At 50.9% G+C, this 20661-nt stretch carries 13 protein-coding genes; 10 read left to right on the top strand and 3 right to left on the bottom strand.

Features of this window, described 5'->3' with window-relative positions; all coding sequences use genetic code 11:
• Positions 1 to 7 precede the first annotated feature (7 nt).
• The 3 genes from ACZ520_RS09865 to ACZ520_RS09855 all read right to left on the bottom strand — a co-directional run bounded on the left by ACZ520_RS09865 (position 8) and on the right by ACZ520_RS09855 (position 5596).
• Entirely contained in the window at positions 8 to 763 is a 756-nt protein-coding gene (locus ACZ520_RS09865; protein ID WP_416480581.1) for a substrate-binding periplasmic protein, read from the bottom strand.
• Between the two features lie 96 nt (positions 764 to 859).
• Entirely contained in the window at positions 860 to 4849 is a 3990-nt protein-coding gene (locus ACZ520_RS09860; RefSeq protein ID WP_464125261.1) for a tail fiber domain-containing protein, read from the bottom strand.
• Between the two features lie 117 nt (positions 4850 to 4966).
• Entirely contained in the window at positions 4967 to 5596 is a 630-nt protein-coding gene (locus tag ACZ520_RS09855) for a hypothetical protein (RefSeq protein WP_374030308.1), read from the bottom strand.
• Between the two features lie 94 nt (positions 5597 to 5690).
• On the opposite strand from ACZ520_RS09855, the gene miaB reads away from it, so the two are divergent.
• The 10 genes from miaB (at position 5691) to ACZ520_RS09805 (ending at position 20657) form a co-directional block, all read left to right on the top strand.
• Positions 5691 to 7052: a tRNA (N6-isopentenyl adenosine(37)-C2)-methylthiotransferase MiaB gene (gene miaB / locus ACZ520_RS09850; RefSeq protein WP_088565174.1), complete on the top strand. Its 1362-nt coding sequence runs from the start codon at positions 5691 to 5693 to the stop codon at positions 7050 to 7052.
• A gap of 2 nt (positions 7053 to 7054) precedes the next feature.
• Entirely contained in the window at positions 7055 to 7612 is a 558-nt protein-coding gene (locus ACZ520_RS09845; protein ID WP_088565175.1) for a bifunctional nuclease family protein, read from the top strand.
• 18 nt (positions 7613 to 7630) lie between these two features.
• Complete coding sequence (locus tag ACZ520_RS09840; RefSeq protein WP_416480584.1) at positions 7631 to 9871, top strand: monovalent cation:proton antiporter family protein; 2241 nt, start codon at positions 7631 to 7633, stop codon at positions 9869 to 9871.
• 59 nt (positions 9872 to 9930) lie between these two features.
• Positions 9931 to 11148 carry a patatin-like phospholipase family protein gene (locus tag ACZ520_RS09835; protein ID WP_464125258.1) on the top strand — a complete coding sequence of 406 codons (1218 nt, stop codon included), beginning with the start codon at positions 9931 to 9933 and terminating at the stop codon, positions 11146 to 11148.
• A 41-nt stretch (positions 11149 to 11189) separates the two neighbouring features.
• Positions 11190 to 11699 (top strand): gamma carbonic anhydrase family protein, encoded by a 510-nt coding sequence (locus ACZ520_RS09830; protein ID WP_088565177.1) that lies wholly within the window; start codon positions 11190 to 11192, stop codon positions 11697 to 11699.
• Positions 11700 to 11776: 77 nt separating this feature from the next.
• Complete coding sequence (gene guaB, locus ACZ520_RS09825; RefSeq protein ID WP_088565178.1) at positions 11777 to 13240, top strand: IMP dehydrogenase; 1464 nt, start codon at positions 11777 to 11779, stop codon at positions 13238 to 13240.
• 2 nt (positions 13241 to 13242) lie between these two features.
• Positions 13243 to 14763: a glutamine-hydrolyzing GMP synthase gene (guaA, locus tag ACZ520_RS09820; RefSeq protein WP_464125255.1), complete on the top strand. Its 1521-nt coding sequence runs from the start codon at positions 13243 to 13245 to the stop codon at positions 14761 to 14763.
• Between the two features lie 138 nt (positions 14764 to 14901).
• Complete coding sequence (locus ACZ520_RS09815; RefSeq protein ID WP_416480585.1) at positions 14902 to 15870, top strand: hypothetical protein; 969 nt, start codon at positions 14902 to 14904, stop codon at positions 15868 to 15870.
• A gap of 72 nt (positions 15871 to 15942) precedes the next feature.
• Positions 15943 to 19482 (top strand): DNA polymerase III subunit alpha, encoded by a 3540-nt coding sequence (gene dnaE, locus ACZ520_RS09810; RefSeq protein ID WP_088565181.1) that lies wholly within the window; start codon positions 15943 to 15945, stop codon positions 19480 to 19482.
• A 2-nt stretch (positions 19483 to 19484) separates the two neighbouring features.
• On the top strand, positions 19485 to 20657 hold the full coding sequence (locus ACZ520_RS09805) for a hypothetical protein (protein WP_464125252.1): 1173 nt from the start codon (positions 19485 to 19487) through the stop codon (positions 20655 to 20657).
• Positions 20658 to 20661: the final 4 nt, after the last annotated feature.

Below are 20661 nucleotides of genomic sequence, written 5' to 3'. Positions count from 1 at the left end.
TTTCGTTTCAGGGGTTCAGGGCGTGCAGGCTGTTGAAGCGATTCATGATTCGGTCATAGGTTCCGTCAGCCCGGATGGCCTGCAGACCTTTTTCAAAAACATGGGCGTAGTGCGCTCCATCCTTGTGACTTTTTGAGAAATTCAAATACAGTCCATCTTTGGAAAGACGACCCACCGGCTGAATTTTCTTGGCCAGTTCGGGATGGTTTTTTAGAAGGTATTCTCCGGTCAGGCCCCATACGACGGCGTAGTCAATGCGATTGCTGGCCAGTTTTTCCAGTTGGGATTTTTCCGTGGGACTTTGTGAATGCAGAATTTTTTTGTTCTGCAAAAACTCCGTCGGGTAGGTGTAGCCGTTGGTGGTGCCAACCACTTTGTTTTCCATATCCTTCAAAGTGACGTTTTGCCGACCGTCGCGGATACGGCCATAGACGACCATTTCCGCTTCAAACATCGGTGTCTTGTGAAAGATGTATTTGTCTTTGGTGTCCTGGTTGATGATGGTGTCAAAGCAACCCAGGGATTTCCCTTTTTCAACTTCATAAATACAGCGGGCAAAAGGAACAGGGCGGGTGATCACTGTGATCCCCTGACTTTTGAAGGCGGCTTTCACGATTTCCGGCGCCAGGCCCACGACATCTTTATAGTCGGCGGAAGCCGAGGAGTAGGGTGCCCAGTCATCTTCACCATTGATGACAATAGTCGTGGCGTGGGCGAAATTCCCGGAACAGGCGAGTGTCAGTATTAGAAGTAGTTGCAGCATCCTGAGTCCTTCAAACATGCTCTTTCATTATCTCGATAAGCCACAAGAGAGCTAACTAAAAAAGCCGCTGAATAAAAATTCCGCGGCCAATGTTGTCTATTTGCAGATAGGATTTTGTGGTTCTTTTTCGCAGACATATTTTTTGAACTGCTCATTTTGTTGCTTCAAAGTTTGAACCTCCTCTTTCAGGGAGGCGATTTCTCTCTTGGTGATTTGTGAATCTTTGCTCCAAAGCTCGTAGAATTCTTTTAAGGCATTGAATAACGGCGCCACCAGGTTTCCGTAAGTAACGGACTTGTAACCATCTGCATCCGTTTTCACGGCTTGAGGGAACACTGTTTCTACTTCCTGTGCGATCACCCCGATTTGCTGACTTGGATCTGGATTCACGCCCGGCTTCCAGTGGTAGGTCACGCCCTGCACCTGCAGCGCTTTTTTCAACGCATCCGGGATGACTTCAATGTCAGTCTTGAAACGTCGGTCGGAACCGTTGGAATAAGTTCCGGCGATCCACATGTTTCCGGAAGAGTTCGTGAAGTTCATGCGTTGCCCGGCGGTGCTGTCCCAGAAACGGAACATGCCGGTGCTGGCCTGATAGCCATAACCGAAGTATTTTCCGCTATCAGAGCCTTCGTACGGAACGTACACATCCAGGTTGGCGCTGGCGGCGGATCTGCGCAATGTGAAGATGCCTTGGTCGTGGCCATAATCACCTATAGTCAGTAAACCGCTTTGAAAGGCCGTGCCCGAAGCACCGATAGAGACTTGTCCGTTCTGCCCGACAATCATGCGCAGGGTGTTGGTGTTGGGGCTTCCCGGAGTTAGTCCGTTGGCTCCATAAAACACAACCCCATTTGGACCGACGGCCAATGCCGCAGCGGTGGTGCTTTCAGCGACCCAGGCGGAGCCTGTATACTTTGTGCCTCCGGAAAGAATCAGCCCCGGAGAGCTGGTTGGGACCGTCAGGTATCCTGCGTAGCTGCCATTTGAAATGCGGACAGCAGAAGCAGTTGCAGGCCCTGTGACATTCAGACGGTTTGAATCTGTATTGAAATCGCCGATGGAAACGTTACCCGTGGTGTGCATCGCCATCACATGCCCTGAGCTACCACCCACGCCGGTATGGTCATGCCAGAAGTTCAGAGATCTGTTATTGCCTGCAACATCTTGCACGATAGTCCAGCGATTTGTCAGACTGTTCCCCATGACAAAACCGCTTTGGCTGGTGTCGGCACCAAACGTTCCGACAATGGAATCTCCGGCGGCATTGACTTGCAGTTGATAGCTGGGTGATGTGGTGCCGATGCCCACTTTGCCGCTGCCATCGATGCGCATTTTCTCTGTGCGTGTGGCAGATCCGGTTGTGGTGGTTTCAAAAATCATTTTGCTGCCGCGATTGGTGGTGCTTTGTGTTTCCGAAGCGCTGACTTCGATGGCGGCGTTGGTGGTTCCGGTGCCGGATCCATCGTGGGCACGGAAATACAGACCACCGATGGTGTTTCCAGAATTGACTGCGGTACCAGATGCTATAGTACCGCGGGTTCGTGTCAACATCAGTGCGGCCCCATTATAATCGGCGTCTGAAGCATGGAACAGGCGCTGCTGGAACGCATCTGAAGTTTGGACATCAAGTCTGTAGGAGGGGGAATTGGTGCCAATGCCGACATACCCACCATTGGTAATACTCAGCTCGTTGCTAGAGCCTCCTGTGCCCAGATCCGTTCGGTTGGTCGCAAAGTCCATAGCTAGAAAGTCATTGGTGCTTGTGCAGGTCGTGTTGGTGCATTTGCCCATGTTGAAGCTGACGCCATTGGTGTACATGGTTGTCATGTTGCCACCACGATCCAGTAAGAATCGCGCAAAAACGCCAGGGTCTCCCTTTACAATGAAAGGATGCTCTGTGCCGGTGTAGGTGGTGCCGGCTCCGCCAGCGACGATAACGCCATCATCATAATACAATTTTGTCCCCGAAACCTGCCATTGTCCCAAAGTGGAAGGCAGGGCGCTCGCTGGCAGTTTTCCACTTCCATCCAAAAGTAGAACTTCACCCGCCGCAGTCCCGGCCGCTTTTGTTGAAGCAGTGCCAAGGCCTGTGACCTGTGTGTTGGCGATAGAGATGTTCTGACATTCAAATTTATCTGTGATTGAGCTCCAATTCAAAGTCTGCGCAGCAGTGCAACCAGCCGCATTGAATGCGCTTCCGCCGGTCAGGTTTTGCAGCTCACTTAGTTTCACAAAACCCGGAGTCCATTTGCTGGTGCCGTTGTCCCATTTTAAGTAAGCATTCGCGGTCGGTGCGGTTGTGGAAACTTCATAACTCTGAAGTTTTGCAACAGTCGGATTTGGATAAGTCCCGGAAAGATCGCCTCCGGCGGTGCCTGTTGGAGGAGCGCCGGTTGTGGCGATGGAAATACTGCCTGTGCCATTGGTGATGGAAATACCTGAGCCCGCCGTCAAAGTGGCTTTGGTCAGTGTATTTCCGGTGGAGTTACCAATCAACAGTTCACCATTCACAAAACTGGTCTGACCCGTGCCGCCCTTGTTCACGGGGATTGTCGGAAGATCAACGGCTGTGATCGCTGCGTTCACCCAGTTTGTGCCGTTGTGTTTGATCACGTGGCCCGAGGCCGGGGAGGCAAGACTTAAAGCCACTCCGTTCAGTTTGTCGATCGTGGGGTTGGGATAAGTGCCGGTCAGATCTCCACCTGCAGATCCTGAAGGGCTTGTGCTGGCATTAATAGAGGCGATGCTAACCCAGGCGCCGGAATTGTACTGATAAATGACTTTGCTATCGGTGGCAAAGTAGATAGCACCGGCAGCGGGACTTGCAGGTTTGGCTGTGTCCAGACCTGTTTGAATGGAGGGGCTGCCTCCGGCATTTTGCACCCAGGATTCTGTCGCGGGCGCCCATTTGGTGCCGTCATATTTAAGGACCTGTCCTGATGTTGGAGCTGTGGCATCGACACTGACGCCTTTGATTTTATCAACGCTGACGGCACCGATTGAGCCGCTAACATCACCTGCAACAGACACATTGATCGCCTGACAAAGGAATTTTCCGGCGACGGAACTCCAGTAGGCAGTTTCATAGGCTGCACAGTTGGCGCTGCCAACAGCGGTGTTAAAGCTTGCCGTCGACAGCAGTCCGCTGAGGGAACTGGTCAGATTCGTCACATCGCCAATGGCTATCGCGGAACTGCTCCACTCGGTGCCGGAAAACTTCATGAAGTGTCCGGAGGTCGGGGCAGAGTTTGAAACAGCCACGCCCTGGATTTTTGCGACCGAGGGATTAGGGTAGGTGCCACTCAGGTCACCAGCCGCATTTCCTGACGGCGTGCGCGCATCTGTGAAGCGCGTATCATTGCCGGCAGCCACTGTGTTGGCGGTTGTGCCGACGTTGACAGTCAGGACTGGTGTGGAATTGCCGGTAGCGACAGTCAGATAGTTGTTGGCGGAAGTGACGTCCGTCACTGTGCCTCCGGCTGCGCCGGTTACCGGTGCACAAGAAAAGCTGGTGCCGTCGAAGGTCAGGAAGTTATTTGCCGGGCAGGCCGTGACGGTGTTTTTCAAAACAAAGTCCGTGGACTGATAGGAGCCCAGCTTTTGCGCGGACAAGGAATAAGCGGCATAAGGAACAGAGCGGATTTCATTGTCTGGAGAGATCGTCTTCCAGCCTGTCCCATCATGGAATCTGACGCGCAGGCGGCGTTGATCGTTGGCGGCCGGATTGTAAGTGGCGCCACCATCACAGGAAAGGCTGCCGGAATTTTTAAATGAATCAAGCAATGTGAATGTGCCCGCTGTCGGATGGCTTTGTGAGCCGGTTCCGATAGGCACATCGAACACGCCACCAGAGTTTGTCAGATCAATGTGATCCACTTGCTCGCGATAAATGATGCACTGGCCGTTGGGGCTGGTGATTTCAAATTGAAAGCTGACGTTGCTGTATTCCAGCGGAGTGCCGTCGTTTTTGAGAATTCTTCCCTGATACGTGAGGGAATTGGGTGTTGCTGATGCGGAAGCAGCCAGCATCAAGGAGGCCGTTAAAATACCAACAAGCGACGTTCCGTATTTGCGAGTTTTCATGAACTACTTATCGGAAGAAGTTCGCTTTTTTTGGATATCTGTCTGATTTTTCTGGAAAAAATTTAATAAAGGGGATGTCTCAAAGTGAGAATTAATCCCCCAGAAGGGAGAGAGCAGCTAGTGAAGCTGCTTCTTTCCTTTGCCACCGAACATTTTTGGACCCTTGTCTTCAGAGTCTTCCTCATCTTCTTCGGCAGATTCGTTCTCTTCGGAATAGTCTTCATCGTCACGTGGAGGAGAAAGCTCTTCGCTTTGTTCTGCGCGGCTTAGCGCATCTTCGTCTTCATCCTCATTGGTGTCGTGAAGCATTTCATCTTCGCTGAGACCCAGAAGTTTATTGGCTTCAGCTTCCAGGTTGGAATTTTCAGTTGAGAACTTCAGATAGACTTTCTTTCCTTGGAACGGCACTTCTTTCCAGTTGTAAGGGAAGTCGACTTCGCCTTCGTTTTCTAGGAACTCCAACATCATGCTGGCTGCGGCGTCCACGCAGTTGTGGATACGGGAAACGGCGTCTTGCTGCTCTTGAGAATAGCTCATGGACACTTCGAAATTGGCTTGCGCCAAACGGCCCTCTTCCAGATAACCAACGCGCAGCACAATTTCTTCCTGATAGATGCGGCCTTCAATAATCAACTCGGCATTATCCAGGTATTGGGCGAAATTTTCTTTAAAAACAGCCTGGATCTGATCTGAGTATTCTTTAGGGAAGGATGTCCATTTTTTTGAACTTTTCAGTCTTGGGATCATGACGAAGGCCTCCATCAGGTTCGGGCTTTTTTTGACATTCTTAAAGCGCTCCTCTATAACTCACTTTCTTTAATGACACAAGAGGTAAGAGCTCGTGGACGACATCACCCAAAATCTTGAAAGTGTTGAGAAAAATCCCGATATCGGGATGGGTCGTGGCGTCTATATTTCGACCTACGGCTGTCAGATGAATGTGAACGATACCGAGCGCATGTACGCTTTGCTGGAAATGCAGAACTTTGTTCCTGTGACGGATCCAAAGAAAGCATCTTTGATCATTATCAATTCCTGCAGTGTGCGCGAAAAACCGGTGCATAAGGTTTATTCTGAAGTCGGCACTTACAAGTACATGAAGCGTAAAAATCCGGATCTGAAGATCGGCGTGGGTGGCTGCGTGGGGCAGCAGGAAAAAGAAAACCTGATGAAGACCCAGCCAATGATCGACTTTGTGTTCGGCACCGATCAGATCGACAGTTTACCGCAACTGGTGGCAAAATCTTTTGCGGGCGAGCGCAGGCTGGTGAACTCCCGCTTTGAACATCGTTCCCCGTATCACATCGAAACTTTGGTGCGTAATCCGGGTGTGGCCACTTATGTGAATATCACCAAGGGTTGCGACAATTTCTGCACCTTCTGTGTGGTGCCTTACACTCGCGGTCGTGAAAAGTCGCGCCCGGTTCAGCACATCCTGACTGACATCCGACATCTGGTGAAACGCGGGGTGAAGGAAGTCACTTTGCTGGGGCAAAACGTCAACTCCTATCAGGGTGATGAGGGTATCGACTTTGCTGACTTGCTGGCGAAGGTGGCCAAAGAAACCGACGTCGAACGCATTCGTTACACGACATCTCATCCCAAGGACTTCAATCAGAAGCTGGTGGATGTGATGGCGGAACATTCGGACAAGATCATGGAATACATCCATCTGCCGTTCCAGGCGGGCAGCACCAAGGTGCTTGAACGCATGAATCGCAACTATACGCGTGAAGAATATCTGGAGCGCATTGCGATGATTCAAAAGGGGCTGCCGAATGTCTGCTTCTCAACGGACATCATCGTTGGTTTCCCAGGTGAGACTGAAGAGGACTTCCAGGACACGCTGAATATGGTGACGGAGGTTGGTTTTGAAACCATCTTTGCGTTCAGCTATTCACCGCGTCCGTTCACCAAGGCTGCGAAGTTTGAAGACCAGTTGCCGGAAGATGTGAAGAACGAGCGTTTGAATCGTCTGTTTGATGTGCATGAGGCAATGGCCTTTGAGCGGGTCAAGCGTTATGAAGGCACAACCATGAAGGTCCTGGTGGAAAACGTGGACCGTGATCACGGAAAAATGCAAGGACGAAGCACCGGCAACAAGCTGGTGCACTTCCTGGGAACCGCGGATTTGATCGGTAAAACGGTCGATGTGAAAATCACCAAGGCGTTCCCGGCAGTGTTCAGAGGAGAAATGATTTAATCATGAAAGACATCCACAATTTCAACTCACTTAAAGCACAGATCGTGTTTTCAAATGAATCACGTGAAGAGGAAACCTTCCATCAGAATGAACTGGTGCAACTGTTCCCTTATGGTTTGTCAGTGACCACGGATGCAACCCGTCCGTTTTTGCTTTTGAAGGACGAGGCTCATCAGTACACACTGCCAGTGGCGGTCAGTGCCATTGATGCCGGTGTGGCGCTGTCTCAAAGCAATAAGATGATTTTAGAGTCCTCGCCGCACAAGTTCACGGCGTTGATGCTGGAATCTTTGGGAATCGAAATAAAACAGGCGGTTTTTGTCGAAATAAAAGGCGCTCATCAATATCTGCGTCTTTATATCAGCGGTCATGCGCAGATGAATTCACTTAAGCTGCGCGCCGATGAGGCGATGTCGCTGTGTCTTTATCTGGGCGTGCCTCTATTTGCGACAAAGAGCTTCATTGGTCGTTCCCGCGTGATGAATGCGGAAGTCGAGGGCGGCGCGCAAAACATCCAAAATTTTGGTCTAATGGACAAAGGCTCTGGATATTTGAACTAGTTTTTGTAACTATGAGGCATGCATCATCTACCTCATTTGATTACGGATCTTGGTTTTATTCTTATGATCGCAGCGCTTTCCACGCTGCTTTTCAAAAAACTCGGCCAGCCTCAAGTTCTGGGATATCTGATTGCAGGATTTCTGGTCAGTCCTCACGTTCCCTTTTTACCCACGGTCACTGATCAGGCCAATATTCAGGTCTGGTCTGAAATCGGTGTGATCTTCCTGCTGTTCAGTCTGGGGTTGGAGTTCAGCTTTAAGAAATTGTTCAAGGTCGGTGGGTCGGCCAGCTTTACTGCGGTCTTCGAAGTAGTTTTCATGGTGGCCCTGGGATATCTGGTGGGCCGTCTGCTGGGCTGGAACAATATCGACAGCCTGTTCTTCGGGGGTATTCTTTCCATTTCCTCCACAACAATCATCGTTCGTGCTTTCCAGGAACTGGGGATGAAAGGCAAAAAGTTCGTTGAACTTGTCTTTGGCATCCTGGTTGTGGAAGACATCGTGGCGATTTTGCTGCTGGTGCTGCTGACGGCGATTGCAAGCTCTGACACCTTTTCTCCCGCCGAACTGGCGTTCTCGGGGCTTCGTTTGTTGTTCTATATCGCACTTTGGTTCGTGATCGGGATCTTCCTGATTCCGATCTTCCTGCGCAAGATCCGCCATCTTTTGGAAGACGAAACCATGCTGCTGGTTTCTATTGGTCTGTGCTTTATGATGGTGATGATTGCCGCCGGTGTGGGGTTCTCTCCAGCTTTGGGCGCTTTCGTGATGGGATCTCTTCTGGCGGAAACACCGGAAGGTCATAAGATGGAGCACGTTCTGCAGCCGGTGAAGAATCTGTTTGCAGCGATCTTCTTTGTCTCTGTCGGTATGATGATCGATCCAAAGGTTCTGATTGAGCGCTGGGATCTGGTGATTCTGGTCACTTTGGTGACGATCGTTGGTAAATTCGTCAGCACCTTCCTTGGGGCGATTTTGTCCGGTCAGGGGCGCAAACAGTCCTTCCAGTCCGGAATGAGTCTGGCGCAAATCGGAGAATTCTCTTTCATCATTGCCGCCCTCGGTGTCAGTCTGAAAGTCACCAGTGATTTCCTGTATCCGCTGGCGATTGCGGTGTCGGCCGTGACGACCTTTACCACTCCTTATCTGATCAAGGTGGCCGATCCGTTGTATCGCTGGGTTGAATCGAAACTGCCTGAAGGAGTTAAGCGCAATCTGGATCAGTACCAGGCGTCTTTTAATCAGGCCGGTGAAAACAAAGCGGGTGCTTTGATTATGAAAACCTACGGCATGAAGATTCTTTTAAACACCGTGATGGTTGTGGCCATCATGGGGGCGTTTAAAGCCGTGGTGAATGCGGAAATTCAGAAATATCTGCAGGAAAGCCCCTGGGCCAGCGGTATTTCGCTGTTTGTGTGTCTGGCGATATCCGCTCCTTTCTTCTGGGGTATTGTGATGAGTGGTCCTTCCCTGCGCGCTCAGCGTGAAGTGGAAGAGCTGCAGAAACTGCGCGGTTTGCAGGCGGGCCTGTTTGTCGGTCGTCTGGTGCTGGCTGTGATTTTATTGGGCGCTTTAATCAGTCAGTTTGCAACGCTCAAAGTCGCCTCCGGCGTCATTGTGGCGGTGGTGGGTGTGGCGGCTTTGGCCGGTCAGCTATGGGTTCGTCATCTGTATCAGTTTATTGAAAAGAACTTCCAGAAAAACCTGACGGAAAAAGAACGTAAGGAACTGGTCAGCAGTTCTGTGGCAAAAAACTTCCTGCCTTGGGAAACAACCCTGGGGAACTATGATATCGCATCAGAGTGTTCGCTGGTGGGTCGTACCTTGAGGGACCTGTCCTTTAAGGAAAATTACGGTGTGACGGTGGCGGCAGTTTTCCGCGGTGCCAAACGTTACTTTGCTCCGGACGGGGAGTTCGTTCTGTGGCCGCATGACAAACTGATTTGTTTCGGAAGTGAAGAAGAACTGCAAAGTTTCCACACATTCCTTGAGGGTGAAAAGGCAGCGCAGGTGCCAGAACCTGAAATGACCACCAGGCAGGATGATTACAAATTGTCTTCGTTTGTGGTGTCTGACGATTCCAAATTCAAAGACAAAACCATTCGCGAAAGCGGCATCCGTGAATCCTATCACGGCATGGTTGTGGGGATTGAACGTGGCCCCCAAAGAATTTTGGGCCCTCGTGCCAGCTTCACTCTGCGTGAGAACGACCTGGTCTGGGTGGTATCTGATAAAAAGCAAAGTCAGGCGACAGTTTAGCTCGAGTTCTTTACGTCTTCATTGGTCAAAGTTAGCATAGACACTCGGGGAGGGTGTTTATGCCAACTCTGGGTCTTGTACTTTCCGGGGGCGGCGCCCGCGGGGCTTATCAAGCCGGCGTGCTTGCGGCTATTGCGCACATCTGTTCCCGTCATCAACTGGATGATCCATTTCAGGTTTATTCCGGAGTCAGCGCCGGAGCCATCAACGTGGCTTTGCTTGCGGGGAATCCCTCGTCATTTGTTCAAAGCAGTAAAAATCTGGTGAACCTGTGGTCTAAGATCGACAGTGACAATGTTTTCTATGCGGATCTGATGGCCTTGTCCCGGGGTGGACTGCAGTGGATGACAGAGTTTTCCCTGGGGGGCGGGAAAAAAGATTCCGGTCTTCGCTCGCTTTTGTCCACGCACCCTTTGCATAACTATATTCTGGGAAAATGTCAGTTTGGTGAAATCCAAAAAAAGATCAACGCCGGCATTTTGAGGGCGGTGTCGGTGTCTGCTCTGGACTACGACAGTGTCGCCACCGTCACCTTCTTTCAGGGGATTCCCGAACTGAAGACCTGGGAGCGGGGCATGCATCGCAGTGAAAAGGTGAATCTTTCGGTGGAACACATCATGGCCTCATCGGCGATCCCGATGTTGTTTCCTCCGGTCAAAGTGCAGGATCGTTATTACGGTGATGGTTGCATCCGCAATCAGTCCCCTTGTGGACCGGCGATTTATCTGGGGGCCAGTCGTTTGCTGGCCATCGGGGTGCGCCGACGGCAGGACACGTTTTACAGCTATCATCATGCCAGTGGCGGAGAGATGCCGACGGTGGCTCGGGTCGCCAATGTGCTGATGAATGCCGTGATGATGGATGGACTGGAATCCGACATTCAGCGTATTCAGCAGATCAATGAAGGCCTGAAAGGCCTTTCCAGTGAAGAACGTCGTCGTTCGAACTGGCATGAGCTTGAGACGCTGTGGATTTCCCCTTCGGTGGATTTTTCAGAGCTGGCAAAAAAGAAGGGAAACGAGCTTCCAAGGATCATTCGCTACTTGTTGCGGGGACCGGGTTCGGTGGATGAATCGGCGGAGCTTTTAAGTTATCTTATGTTTACGCCCACCTATTGTCGCCAGCTGATTGATATCGGGTTTTCGGACGGGATGAAAGAGCATGAGAGGATTGCAGATTTTCTTGTGCGCGCTCAAGAAGAGACCACGGTACGAAACTTGGCCGGCAATCGCAAAGAAACAGCGGCGTCGAAAAGAATTTCCGGAATCAAAGGTTGATTCCTTCAAAACGAAACTTTAGCCTAGAACAGAGGTGTTCTATGAGCAACAGGTTAGTGAATGCACGCGGCATGTCTCCGGTGATTGGTGAAAAAGTTTTTGTGGCAGACACTGCCCGCATCATCAGCAACGTGGAAATTGGTGACAATTCCTCGATCTGGTATAACGTGGTGATTCGTGGTGACGTGATGCCGATTCGTATTGGCAAAGAGGTCAACGTTCAGGATGGTACGGTCATTCACGGAACCTATGGAAAATGGGGCACGACGCTCCATGATCGCGTGACCATTGGACATTTGGTGATGCTGCATGGCTGTGAAATCGGTCGTGGCACTCTGGTGGGCATGGGATCTATTATTATGGACGGTTGCAAAGTGGGCGAGCATTGTCTGATCGGTGCCGGAACCCTGATCACGGAAGGCACGGAGATTCCGCCACGCAGTCTGGTCGTGGGACGTCCTGGAAAAGTCAAACGCGCACTGACGGATGAAGAAGTCGCGCTGCTTGAAAAGTCTGCCGACAACTATCTTTTGTACAAGACCTGGTACTGATAAATCATCCTCGTTTTGCTTGAACTCAAAGGGATTTCCGCTCAGAATAACAAAAACCTGCCTCTAGGAGCTTTGTTATGGATCGTGAAGTCCCTTACGCATTGACGTTCGACGATATTCTTCTTCTTCCCCAGTATTCTGAAATCACCCCGACTGATGTAGTGCCTCGCTCTGTGTTTGCCCGTGGCAAATATCTGAACACGCCGATCATTTCTGCGGCGATGGACACGGTGACGGAAAACCGCATTGCGCGAGTGATGGCTCAGCATGGTGGCCTGGGAATCATTCACAAAAATCTGGATATCGACAAACAGGCACTGGAAGTTGAAAAAGTAAAAAAATACGAAAGCGGCATGATCATGGATCCGATCACTCTGGGGCCGGATCATCTGGTGGAGGAAGCTGTCGCCTTGATGGAAAAGTATTCCATCAGCGGGGTTCCGGTGACGGTGAATGGCGAACTGGTGGGGATTTTAACCAATCGCGATCTGCGTTTTGAAGAAAACTTCAATCAGCCGATTCGCAATCTGATGACCAAAGAAAATCTGGTCACCGCGAAAATGGGAACCACTTTGGATGAAGCAAAAAAGATTCTGCAAAAACACCGCATTGAAAAACTGCCGGTGGTGGATTCCAAAGGAAAACTAAAAGGTCTGATCACCATCAAGGATATTGAAAAGGCCAAAAATTACCCTCAAGCCACCAAAGACGAACATGGTCGGTTGTTTGTAGGGGCTGCGGTGGGCGTGGGCCCTGATTCCCGTGACCGCGTGGAAGCGCTGGTGGCGGCCGATGTGGATGTTCTTTGTGTCGACACCGCTCACGGTCACTCTAAAAACGTGATCGAAATGGTGAAGTACATTTCCCAGAAACACAAAGATGTCATCGTTGTGGCGGGGAACGTGGTCACTGCCGACGGCACAAAAGCCCTGTTGGACGCCGGTGCGGAAGTGGTCAAGGTCGGAGTCGGTCCGGGCAGTATCTGCACCACGCGTGTGGTGGCTGGTGTCGGGATGCCGCAAATTTCTGCGGTGATGGAGTGTGCAAAAGTCGCCCGTTCCCGCGGTAAAACAATCATCGCCGACGGCGGTATTAAATTTTCGGGTGATATCACCAAGGCGCTGGCGCTGGGTGCAAACTCAGTGATGATCGGAAACCTGCTGGCCGGGGCTGAAGAATCCCCAGGCGAAACGATTTTGTTCCAGGGTCGTACTTATAAAGTCTATCGCGGCATGGGCAGTTTGGGGGCGATGTCCAAGGGCTCCAAAGACCGTTATGGGCAAATGGATGTCGAAGAAAATGACAAGCTGGTTCCGGAGGGCATCGAAGGTAAGGTCGCTTACAAAGGATCTGCTTCCGGCGTTATTCATCAGTTGATCGGTGGTCTTAAATCCGGAATGGGTTACGTGGGCGCCCGCAATATTGATGAGCTTCAAAGCAAAGCGAAGTTTGTGCAGATTTCAGCCATGGGTCTTCGTGAGTCCCACGTGCATGATGTCAGCATCACCAAAGAAGCACCTAACTATCGAATTGAGTCTTAATTATGCGTGGTTTTGTCATTCTTGATTTTGGTTCCCAGTTCACTCAGCTCATTGCCCGTCGTCTGCGCGAGTTGGGCTTTTATTCCGAAATTCATTCTTTTGAATATCCTACGGAAGAAATCCGCAAAAAAAATCCTTACGGAATTATTCTTAGCGGCGGTCCGAACTCCGTTTATGAAGCGGGTTCTCCGCAAAGAAATGTGGCGGAACTTCGTAACATAAGTCCTGTGATGGGTGTTTGTTACGGAATGCAGCTTTTAACCCATCAACTGGGCGGCAAGGTCACTCGCGCTGAACATCGTGAGTACGGGCTGAATTATGTAACATGGTCCAGTCCGGTCGAGGGTGTTCCTGAACGACAAAAAGTTTGGATGAGTCACGGTGACGTGGTTGAAAAAGCGCCGGAAGGCTTTCAAATCATCGCAAATTCCGACGGCCATCATCCGGCGGCAATGCAAGGTCCCGGCGTTCTGGCAGTGCAATTCCATCCTGAAGTGGCGCACACCGATCACGGAATGGATCTGCTGAAGTATTTCGCGCAAGGCATGTGTCAGGCCCCTGCGGACTGGGATGCTCCGCACATCAAAGACATTCTGATTAAAGAAGCTCAAGACAAAGTCGGTCCGACAGACCATGTACTGGTGGGCCTCAGCGGCGGTGTTGATTCCACCGTGGTGGCGACACTTTTAACGAAGGCCTTGGGGGCTGAACGCGTTCATTGTGTGTTTGTTGATAACGGTCTTTTGCGTAAGAACGAATACGAAGGTGTTCTTGAGTCTTATCGTCGTATCGGACTTAACGTGCGCGGCGTGGATGCTTCTGAAGAGTTCCTTTCGGCCCTTAAAGGCAAGTCTGATCCAGAGGAAAAACGCAAAACCATCGGCCGCGTCTTTATCGAAGTTTTTGATAAAAGTTACGATCACAAACTTCCGATCAAATGGCTGGCGCAAGGAACACTTTATCCGGACGTGATTGAAAGTGTGTCCTCTGTCGGCGGCAGCGTGACGATCAAGTCTCACCACAATGTGGGTGGTCTGCCGGAAAAAATGAAACTCGGTCTGGTGGAGCCGGTTCGCGAATTGTTCAAAGATGAAGTGCGCGCGTTGGGAGCTCAGTTGGGACTTCCCAAAGAAATGCTGTGGCGCCACCCATTCCCTGGTCCGGGGTTGGCGATTCGAGTGTTAGGTGAAGTGACGAAAGAAAAGCTGCAAATTCTTAAAGAAGCAGATGATGTTTATATCTCAGAACTTCGCCGTCGCGGCCTTTACGAGAAAATCTGGCAGGCCTTCTGTGTCCTGCTGCCAGTGAAAACCGTGGGCGTGCAGGGGGACTCCAGAACTTACGATCACGTTCTGGCCCTGCGTGCAGTCACCTCCAGTGACGGCATGACCGCAGACTGGTATCCATTCGAATTCCAGTTCCTGCGCGAAGTCTCCAATCTGATCACCAACAAAGTCAAAGGCGTCAACCGCGTCGTCTACGACGTCACCAGCAAACCCCCCGGCACCATCGAGTGGGAATAACCAAAAGGTACCTGCTTACTTTTTCCGAAGCGACGTGCTAGATGCGCTGCTTCGGAAAAAGTAAGCGGGTACCTTTTTTGTTTGTCATGATTTTTGTGTAACTGCTGATTGGGGGTTGGTTTTGTTAGCCTTCTTTGAATGAAGACAAAACACATCCATAAAATTTCCAAGGGTATTACTTTACTGATCGTTCTTTCCTGTATGGCGGCGCTTGCGGCGGCGGGGCAGATTCTTTATGAAAGCTCTGGCATTTCCAGTTTTAAATTAAAACAGGCCGAAGACGGCAGTCGTGTAATTCAGCGCACTTCTCAAGACTATCAGACCTATCGCTCTTATTCGGAAGTGGATGGGGATCAGTTGTACTTGATCGGCAGTGCAAAAACCACTGAGCAATATTTAAATGCAGAGGGGATATCCGGAAGTATTTCCTGGAGTGTTCGTAAAGGCGAGCGTCTGGAACAGGTTTTGTGGGGAAAGACGGAATCCGCCACTGAGCTGAATGTGCACGACAGCTATCCTGTGCTGGTTTCTGGTTTGGGCGGCTGTTGTGCTGAGATGACGGGATATCGCCTGTTCAATCTGGAAGATGGGCGCCTGCTGATGTCCTTTAACGATTTCAAATATCGCGCACGAGTCACCCAGCCCTTTTCTTTGGAGGTTCCGAACTCGAATTTGGGCATTCGCTATATCGGCATGATTTCCCAGGATAGCACCCGCGATCGTGATTTTGTCACGCCAGCGGCGGGCAAAAGTGCCGTGCTTCTGATTAAGTACGCCAACGAAATGCTTCGTCAAAAACTACAAGTGGATATGGAAGTGGCCGACGGCTATGCCGCCAGTGTTCTGGAGGCAAAACTTGAAAAAGACCCGGCAGCTCCGAATAGCGATAAGATTGAATTCCGCGAAGATCAGGCGACACTTTGGAATATCGACGGGGCGACCAATCCGGCTCAGATTTCTGGAGTTATTCTCACAGTCGTCATGGATGCCGGTTTGGGGCAAAAAACCATCAAAATTCCCGTCAAAAACGACAGATTGGATCTGGGATCTGCTCAGATTCCGGGCGGAGTTTCCATTCAACCGTTGGTGCAGCTCGGAGTCTTTTAACGCGCCGAGCGAAGTGTGATCCAAACACCCCCTTTTATTGAAACAAAAAGGGGGCTAAGATATGAAATTGTCATGTCTTTTGTTCATCTACACGTCCACTCAGAATATTCCCTTTTGGAAGCCGCGTGCCGGGTTAAAGCCATTGCTAAAAAAGCAGCGGCGATGCAGATGCCCGCGGTGGCTCTTACAGACAACGGCAACATGTTCGGTGCTGTTGAATTTTTCTTTGCCTGTAAGGACAACAACGTAAAACCAATTCTGGGCTTGGATGCGTACATCGCTCCGGGATCGCGTCTTGAAAAAAAGCAGGACCGAGATCAGGTCAACACCGGTCCGCGCCGTCTGGTGTTCCTGGCGCAGAATAATGATGGCTATCGCAATCTGTGTAAACTTTCTTCCATTGGTTATCAGGAAGGCTTTTATTGGAAGCCTCGTATCGATTACGAAGTCATTCAGCAGTACAATGAAAATCTGATCTGTCTGACCGGAGGCCTGCGTGGTGAAGTCGCGGAATCCTTCCTGCGGGAAGGGCCGGACGCGGCTTTGGCGAAAATCCGCCAGTTGAAAGAAATCTTCAACGATCGCCTGTATCTTGAGATGTGCCGCACGGGTGTGCCCGAGTGGGATCGTATCAATCCGTTCCTGCTAGAAGCCTCCAAAATCGCGGGAGTTCCTGTGGTGGCGTCCAATGACGTGCATTATATGACTCAGGACGATCAGATGGCTCAGGAAGTTTTGATCTGTATCGGATCGAATAAAACTTTGAGCGATGAATCCCGTTTCCGTCTGGGGACGGATGAATTCTATCTGAAAAAACCAGAGCAGATGGTCGAGCTTTTTGCTGACGTGCCGGAAGCGATCTCCAACACTCTGCAAATCGCCGAACGTTGCGATGTTAAATTCAAACTTAAAGACGACCAAGGAAAACCGATCTATCACCTTCCGACATTCCCGACAGATGATGGGTTGTCGCTGAAAGAGGACATTGCCCGCAAAGCCAAAGCTGGTCTGTTGGTGCGCTTTGAAGAAGCGGCGGCACGCGGTGAAATGGTCCCTGAAGATAAAATTCCTGAATATGACAAGCGTCTGGAATACGAGCTTGGCATTATCGACCGCATGGGCTTTAACGGTTACTTCCTTATCGTTCAAGACTTCATCAACTGGGCCAAAACCAATGATATTCCGGTCGGTCCGGGGCGGGGTTCCGGGGCGGGTTCTTTGGTCGCTTATGTTTTGCGTATTACGGATCTGGATCCGCTGCCGAACTTCCTTCTGTTTGAGCGTTTCCTGAATCCAGAACGTATCTCCATGCCCGACTTCGATATCGACTTCTGTCAGGATCGTCGTCAGGAGGTGATCCAGTATGTGACCCGCAAGTACGGTCAGGAATCTGTTTCCCAGATCATCACTTACGGAAAGTTACAGGCCCGCGCCGCCATCAAGGACGTGGGCCGCGTGTTGGGTATGACCTTCCCTGAGGTCGACGCGGTAACAAAACTTATTCCGGAAAAGCTCGGCATCAACCTGAAAGAGGCCATGGAAATGGAACCTCGTATCGGAGAGATGATGGAGATGAATCCAACAGTGAACACGCTGATGGATCTTGCTCAAAGGGTTGAGGGGATGGTTCGCCATGCCGGGATCCACGCCGCCGGGGTTATCATCGCCGACGGCCAACTGGTTCGTCATGCTCCACTTTACAAGGGTGCTGACGGAGAGCAGGTCGTTCAGTACGACATGAAGCACGCCGAGAAAATCGGCCTGATTAAATTCGACTTCCTGGGTCTGAAGACCCTGACTCACATCAATCACGCGCTGAAGCTGATTGTGAAAAATCGCGGCAAAAAAATTCTGTCGCAGATGATTCCGATGAATGACACGGCGACGTTTGAGATGATGTCGCGCGGGGATACCGCAGGGGTGTTCCAGTTTGAGGGTGAGGGCATCACCGATGCCACCCGTAAAATCAGACCTTCTTCTTTTGCCGATATCACCGCGATCACGTCGTTGTACCGACCGGGTCCGATGGCGAATATTCCGGACTTTACCGATCGTAAGCACGGCAAGGCGCCGGTGGAATACCTTCTGGAAGACACCCGTGAGGTTCTGTCTGAGACCTACGGGATCATGGTCTATCAGGAACAGGTTATGGGTATCGCCTCTCGCATTGCCGGATATTCTCTGGGTGAAGCGGATATGCTTCGTCGTGCGATGGGTAAGAAGATCAAAGAGGAGATGGACAAGCACCGTGAGCGCTTCATGCAAGGGGCGATCGAACGCGGGCATGATAAACAGCGCTCTAATGATCTGTTTGATTTGATGTACAAGTTTGCCGACTACGGATTCAATAAATCCCACGCGGCGGCTTATTCCGTTGTTACGTTACAGACTGCCTGGTTGAAATGTCATTACCCGGCGGAATTCTTTGCAGCCCTGCTCAGTACGGAGCTTTCCGACACTGAAAAGATCGTAAAATACTCCAAGGATGCGACCAAGCGCGGTCTGACCGTGCGTTCGCCAAGTGTGAATTTCTCGGATTACCTGTTTGATGTTCATGGCGATGAGATCTACTTCGGTCTGGGGGCGATCAAAGGTGTGGGGCAGAATGCGGTTGAGGCCATCATCGAGGCCCGCAACAATCTGCCCGAGAAAAAGTTCACTTCTTTGGATGAGTTCTTTAATTCCATCGACACCCGTCGTGTGAATAAAAAAGTGATCGAATGTCTGATTAAGGCCGGGGCCTTTGATGGCTTTGGCGCGCACCGTGCGCAGTTGATTGCCGGTTATCAGAAGTACCTGGATCGCGCGATTGGTCTGCAAAAAGACCGCGAGATGGGGCAGTCTTCATTGTTTGATCTGGGGCCTTCGACTGAAACCAAAGTCACTTTGGAAGATGTGAAACCTTGGGCTCGAACGGCGTCTTTGACCTATGAAAAAGAAGTGCTGGGCTTTTACCTGAGTGATCACCCGCTGAAGGGGTTTGACACGCTTTCAGAGCTTTGGACGACCTGTAAGGTGATTGATTTGCCAGCGCAGATGCCGGCGCCGGGCAGTCCCGAGGCGGAAGCACTGAAGGCTGCCAAGAAGGATTGGAAAAACCGCGATGCGGGTAAAAAACGCGTCGTCGTGGCCGGTCTTATCACTGAGCTTCGCGAACTGATCACGAAAAAAGGAACCCGCATGGCGTTCGGCAAGGTCGAGGACCTGACGGGCAGCTGTGAGCTTGTGATCTTCCCGGATTCTTATGCTCGCTTTGAAGCCCAGCTTCGCGATGAAAGGCCGGTCCTGGTCGGGGGTGGTCTGGAGGTAGAGGACGGATCAGCCAAGATCATGGTTGATACCGTTTCTCCGTTGGAAGATATCCTTAAAAAAACCAAGCGAATGGTACTAAGATTGGATAAGATTAATCCTGATGATTACCCACGCCTGCAGTCGTTGATGAAGGACTATCCGGGAACAACCTCGGTCAGTCTGGAAATCGAGCTGGGTGAGCTGAACCGCCGTGTCCTGATGGAAATGGAGGAGGCTCAGGGGATCAGTGTGAATAATGAATTCTTTGAAGGCGTTCATTCCCTGTTTGGAAGAACGGACTTTATCGAGTTGAGGAGCTAGGAATGCGTTTAGTAAGTGTGGTTGCAGCAGCATTGATGATCTTCGTAAGTGGCACCGCCCTGGCCCAGCAGGCAGAACTGGTGGACCGCACCTATTCCGGTGTGTCCAAGGAAACCAACCCTCAGGTGGCAAAAAGAGTCATTCAGGATGAAGCGGCTCAAAAAGTTTCTGAAGAAATCATTCAGGAGCTGATCGGTAACGACCGCTTCCTGAAAAACAAAACCCTGATTCAGAATAAAATCATCCGCAATTCGGCGCGATACATTCCGTTCACGAAGCCTTCGGCGCTGACTCAAAGCGCGGATGAATTCAAGATGTCCGTGGCGATGAAGGTGTCTTTGAAGGATTTAAAGCAAATGCTTCAGGACAACTCGCTTTTGAATGAAAACGAAGCCGTGCCGGTGGTGTTGCCACTGGTCAGTTGGCAGGATCGTGTGGAAGGCCGCAGCTATCGCTGGTGGTTGCCACTGGATAAAAATCCTCAAGGCTTCCTGGTGAAAGAGGGCCGCCTGCTGGAGGAAGCTCTGCGTGGGGCTTTTCAGAAAAACAACTTCTATCTGATCAAACCGATTGAAGCGGGTTTGGCAGCCAGTGTGCCCGCGGATTTCCAGAATGAAAAAGTCGGTGGTGAGGATGCTCAGTTCTTTGCCCAGTATTTCAATGCTCCAGTGGTGGTTGACGGACAGGTGAACCTGACCAAAGGGGAGCGTAATAACTTCCGTATTGAAATCAAATTGACCGCTTTGCAGGTCAGCAACGGCCGCGCGATTGCGGATGTGTCCCGTCGCTTTGATACGGACGGCGGTTCTTTCGAAAATGCGATCGATAAAAAATTGCGCGAGGTTCTGGAGGGCACGGCCAACGATCTGGCTGTCCAGGTGATGGACGCATGGCAAAGAGGTTCTGTGGGGACTTCTGTGATCCGTCTGACCATTCAGGGTCGCCAGCCATTGCCGGTTCTTGAGGGCGTGAAAGAAAAAATCCGCTCACAGTTGACGCAAGTGAAGAATATCCGTGAACGTCTGGTCAGCGCTGACAGTGTCAGCTTCGAGGTCGACACGTCGGTGCCGGCGTCGGAACTGGTCGGCAAATTGGAAACCCTGGATTTGGATGGGAAAAAACTTTCCCGCGTGTCCGAGGGGCAAAATGAGATCGTTTTGAAGTGGGCTCAGTAGGAAA

It is taken from the genome of Bdellovibrio sp. BIS2 (assembly GCF_055398295.1).
The sequence above is the reverse complement of the archived record's forward strand: the minus strand, read 5'-3'. Positions and strand labels throughout refer to the sequence as shown.

Bases quoted from the DNA above. Each gene is read 5' to 3' on its own strand.
- ACZ520_RS09865 (WP_416480581.1), bottom strand. From the start codon at position 763: ATGCTGCAACTACTTCTAATACTGACACTCGCCTGTTCCGGGAATTTC.
- ACZ520_RS09860 (WP_464125261.1), bottom strand. From the start codon at position 4,849: ATGAAAACTCGCAAATACGGAACGTCGCTTGTTGGTATTTTAACGGCC.
- ACZ520_RS09855 (WP_374030308.1), bottom strand. From the start codon at position 5,596: ATGATCCCAAGACTGAAAAGTTCAAAAAAATGGACATCCTTCCCTAAA.
- ACZ520_RS09845 (WP_088565175.1), top strand. From the start codon at position 7,055: ATGAAAGACATCCACAATTTCAACTCACTTAAAGCACAGATCGTGTTT.
- ACZ520_RS09840 (WP_416480584.1), top strand. From the start codon at position 7,631: ATGCATCATCTACCTCATTTGATTACGGATCTTGGTTTTATTCTTATG.
- ACZ520_RS09835 (WP_464125258.1), top strand. From the start codon at position 9,931: ATGCCAACTCTGGGTCTTGTACTTTCCGGGGGCGGCGCCCGCGGGGCT.
- ACZ520_RS09830 (WP_088565177.1), top strand. From the start codon at position 11,190: ATGAGCAACAGGTTAGTGAATGCACGCGGCATGTCTCCGGTGATTGGT.
- guaB (WP_088565178.1), top strand. From the start codon at position 11,777: ATGGATCGTGAAGTCCCTTACGCATTGACGTTCGACGATATTCTTCTT.
- guaA (WP_464125255.1), top strand. From the start codon at position 13,243: ATGCGTGGTTTTGTCATTCTTGATTTTGGTTCCCAGTTCACTCAGCTC.
- ACZ520_RS09815 (WP_416480585.1), top strand. From the start codon at position 14,902: ATGAAGACAAAACACATCCATAAAATTTCCAAGGGTATTACTTTACTG.
- dnaE (WP_088565181.1), top strand. From the start codon at position 15,943: ATGTCTTTTGTTCATCTACACGTCCACTCAGAATATTCCCTTTTGGAA.
- ACZ520_RS09805 (WP_464125252.1), top strand. From the start codon at position 19,485: ATGCGTTTAGTAAGTGTGGTTGCAGCAGCATTGATGATCTTCGTAAGT.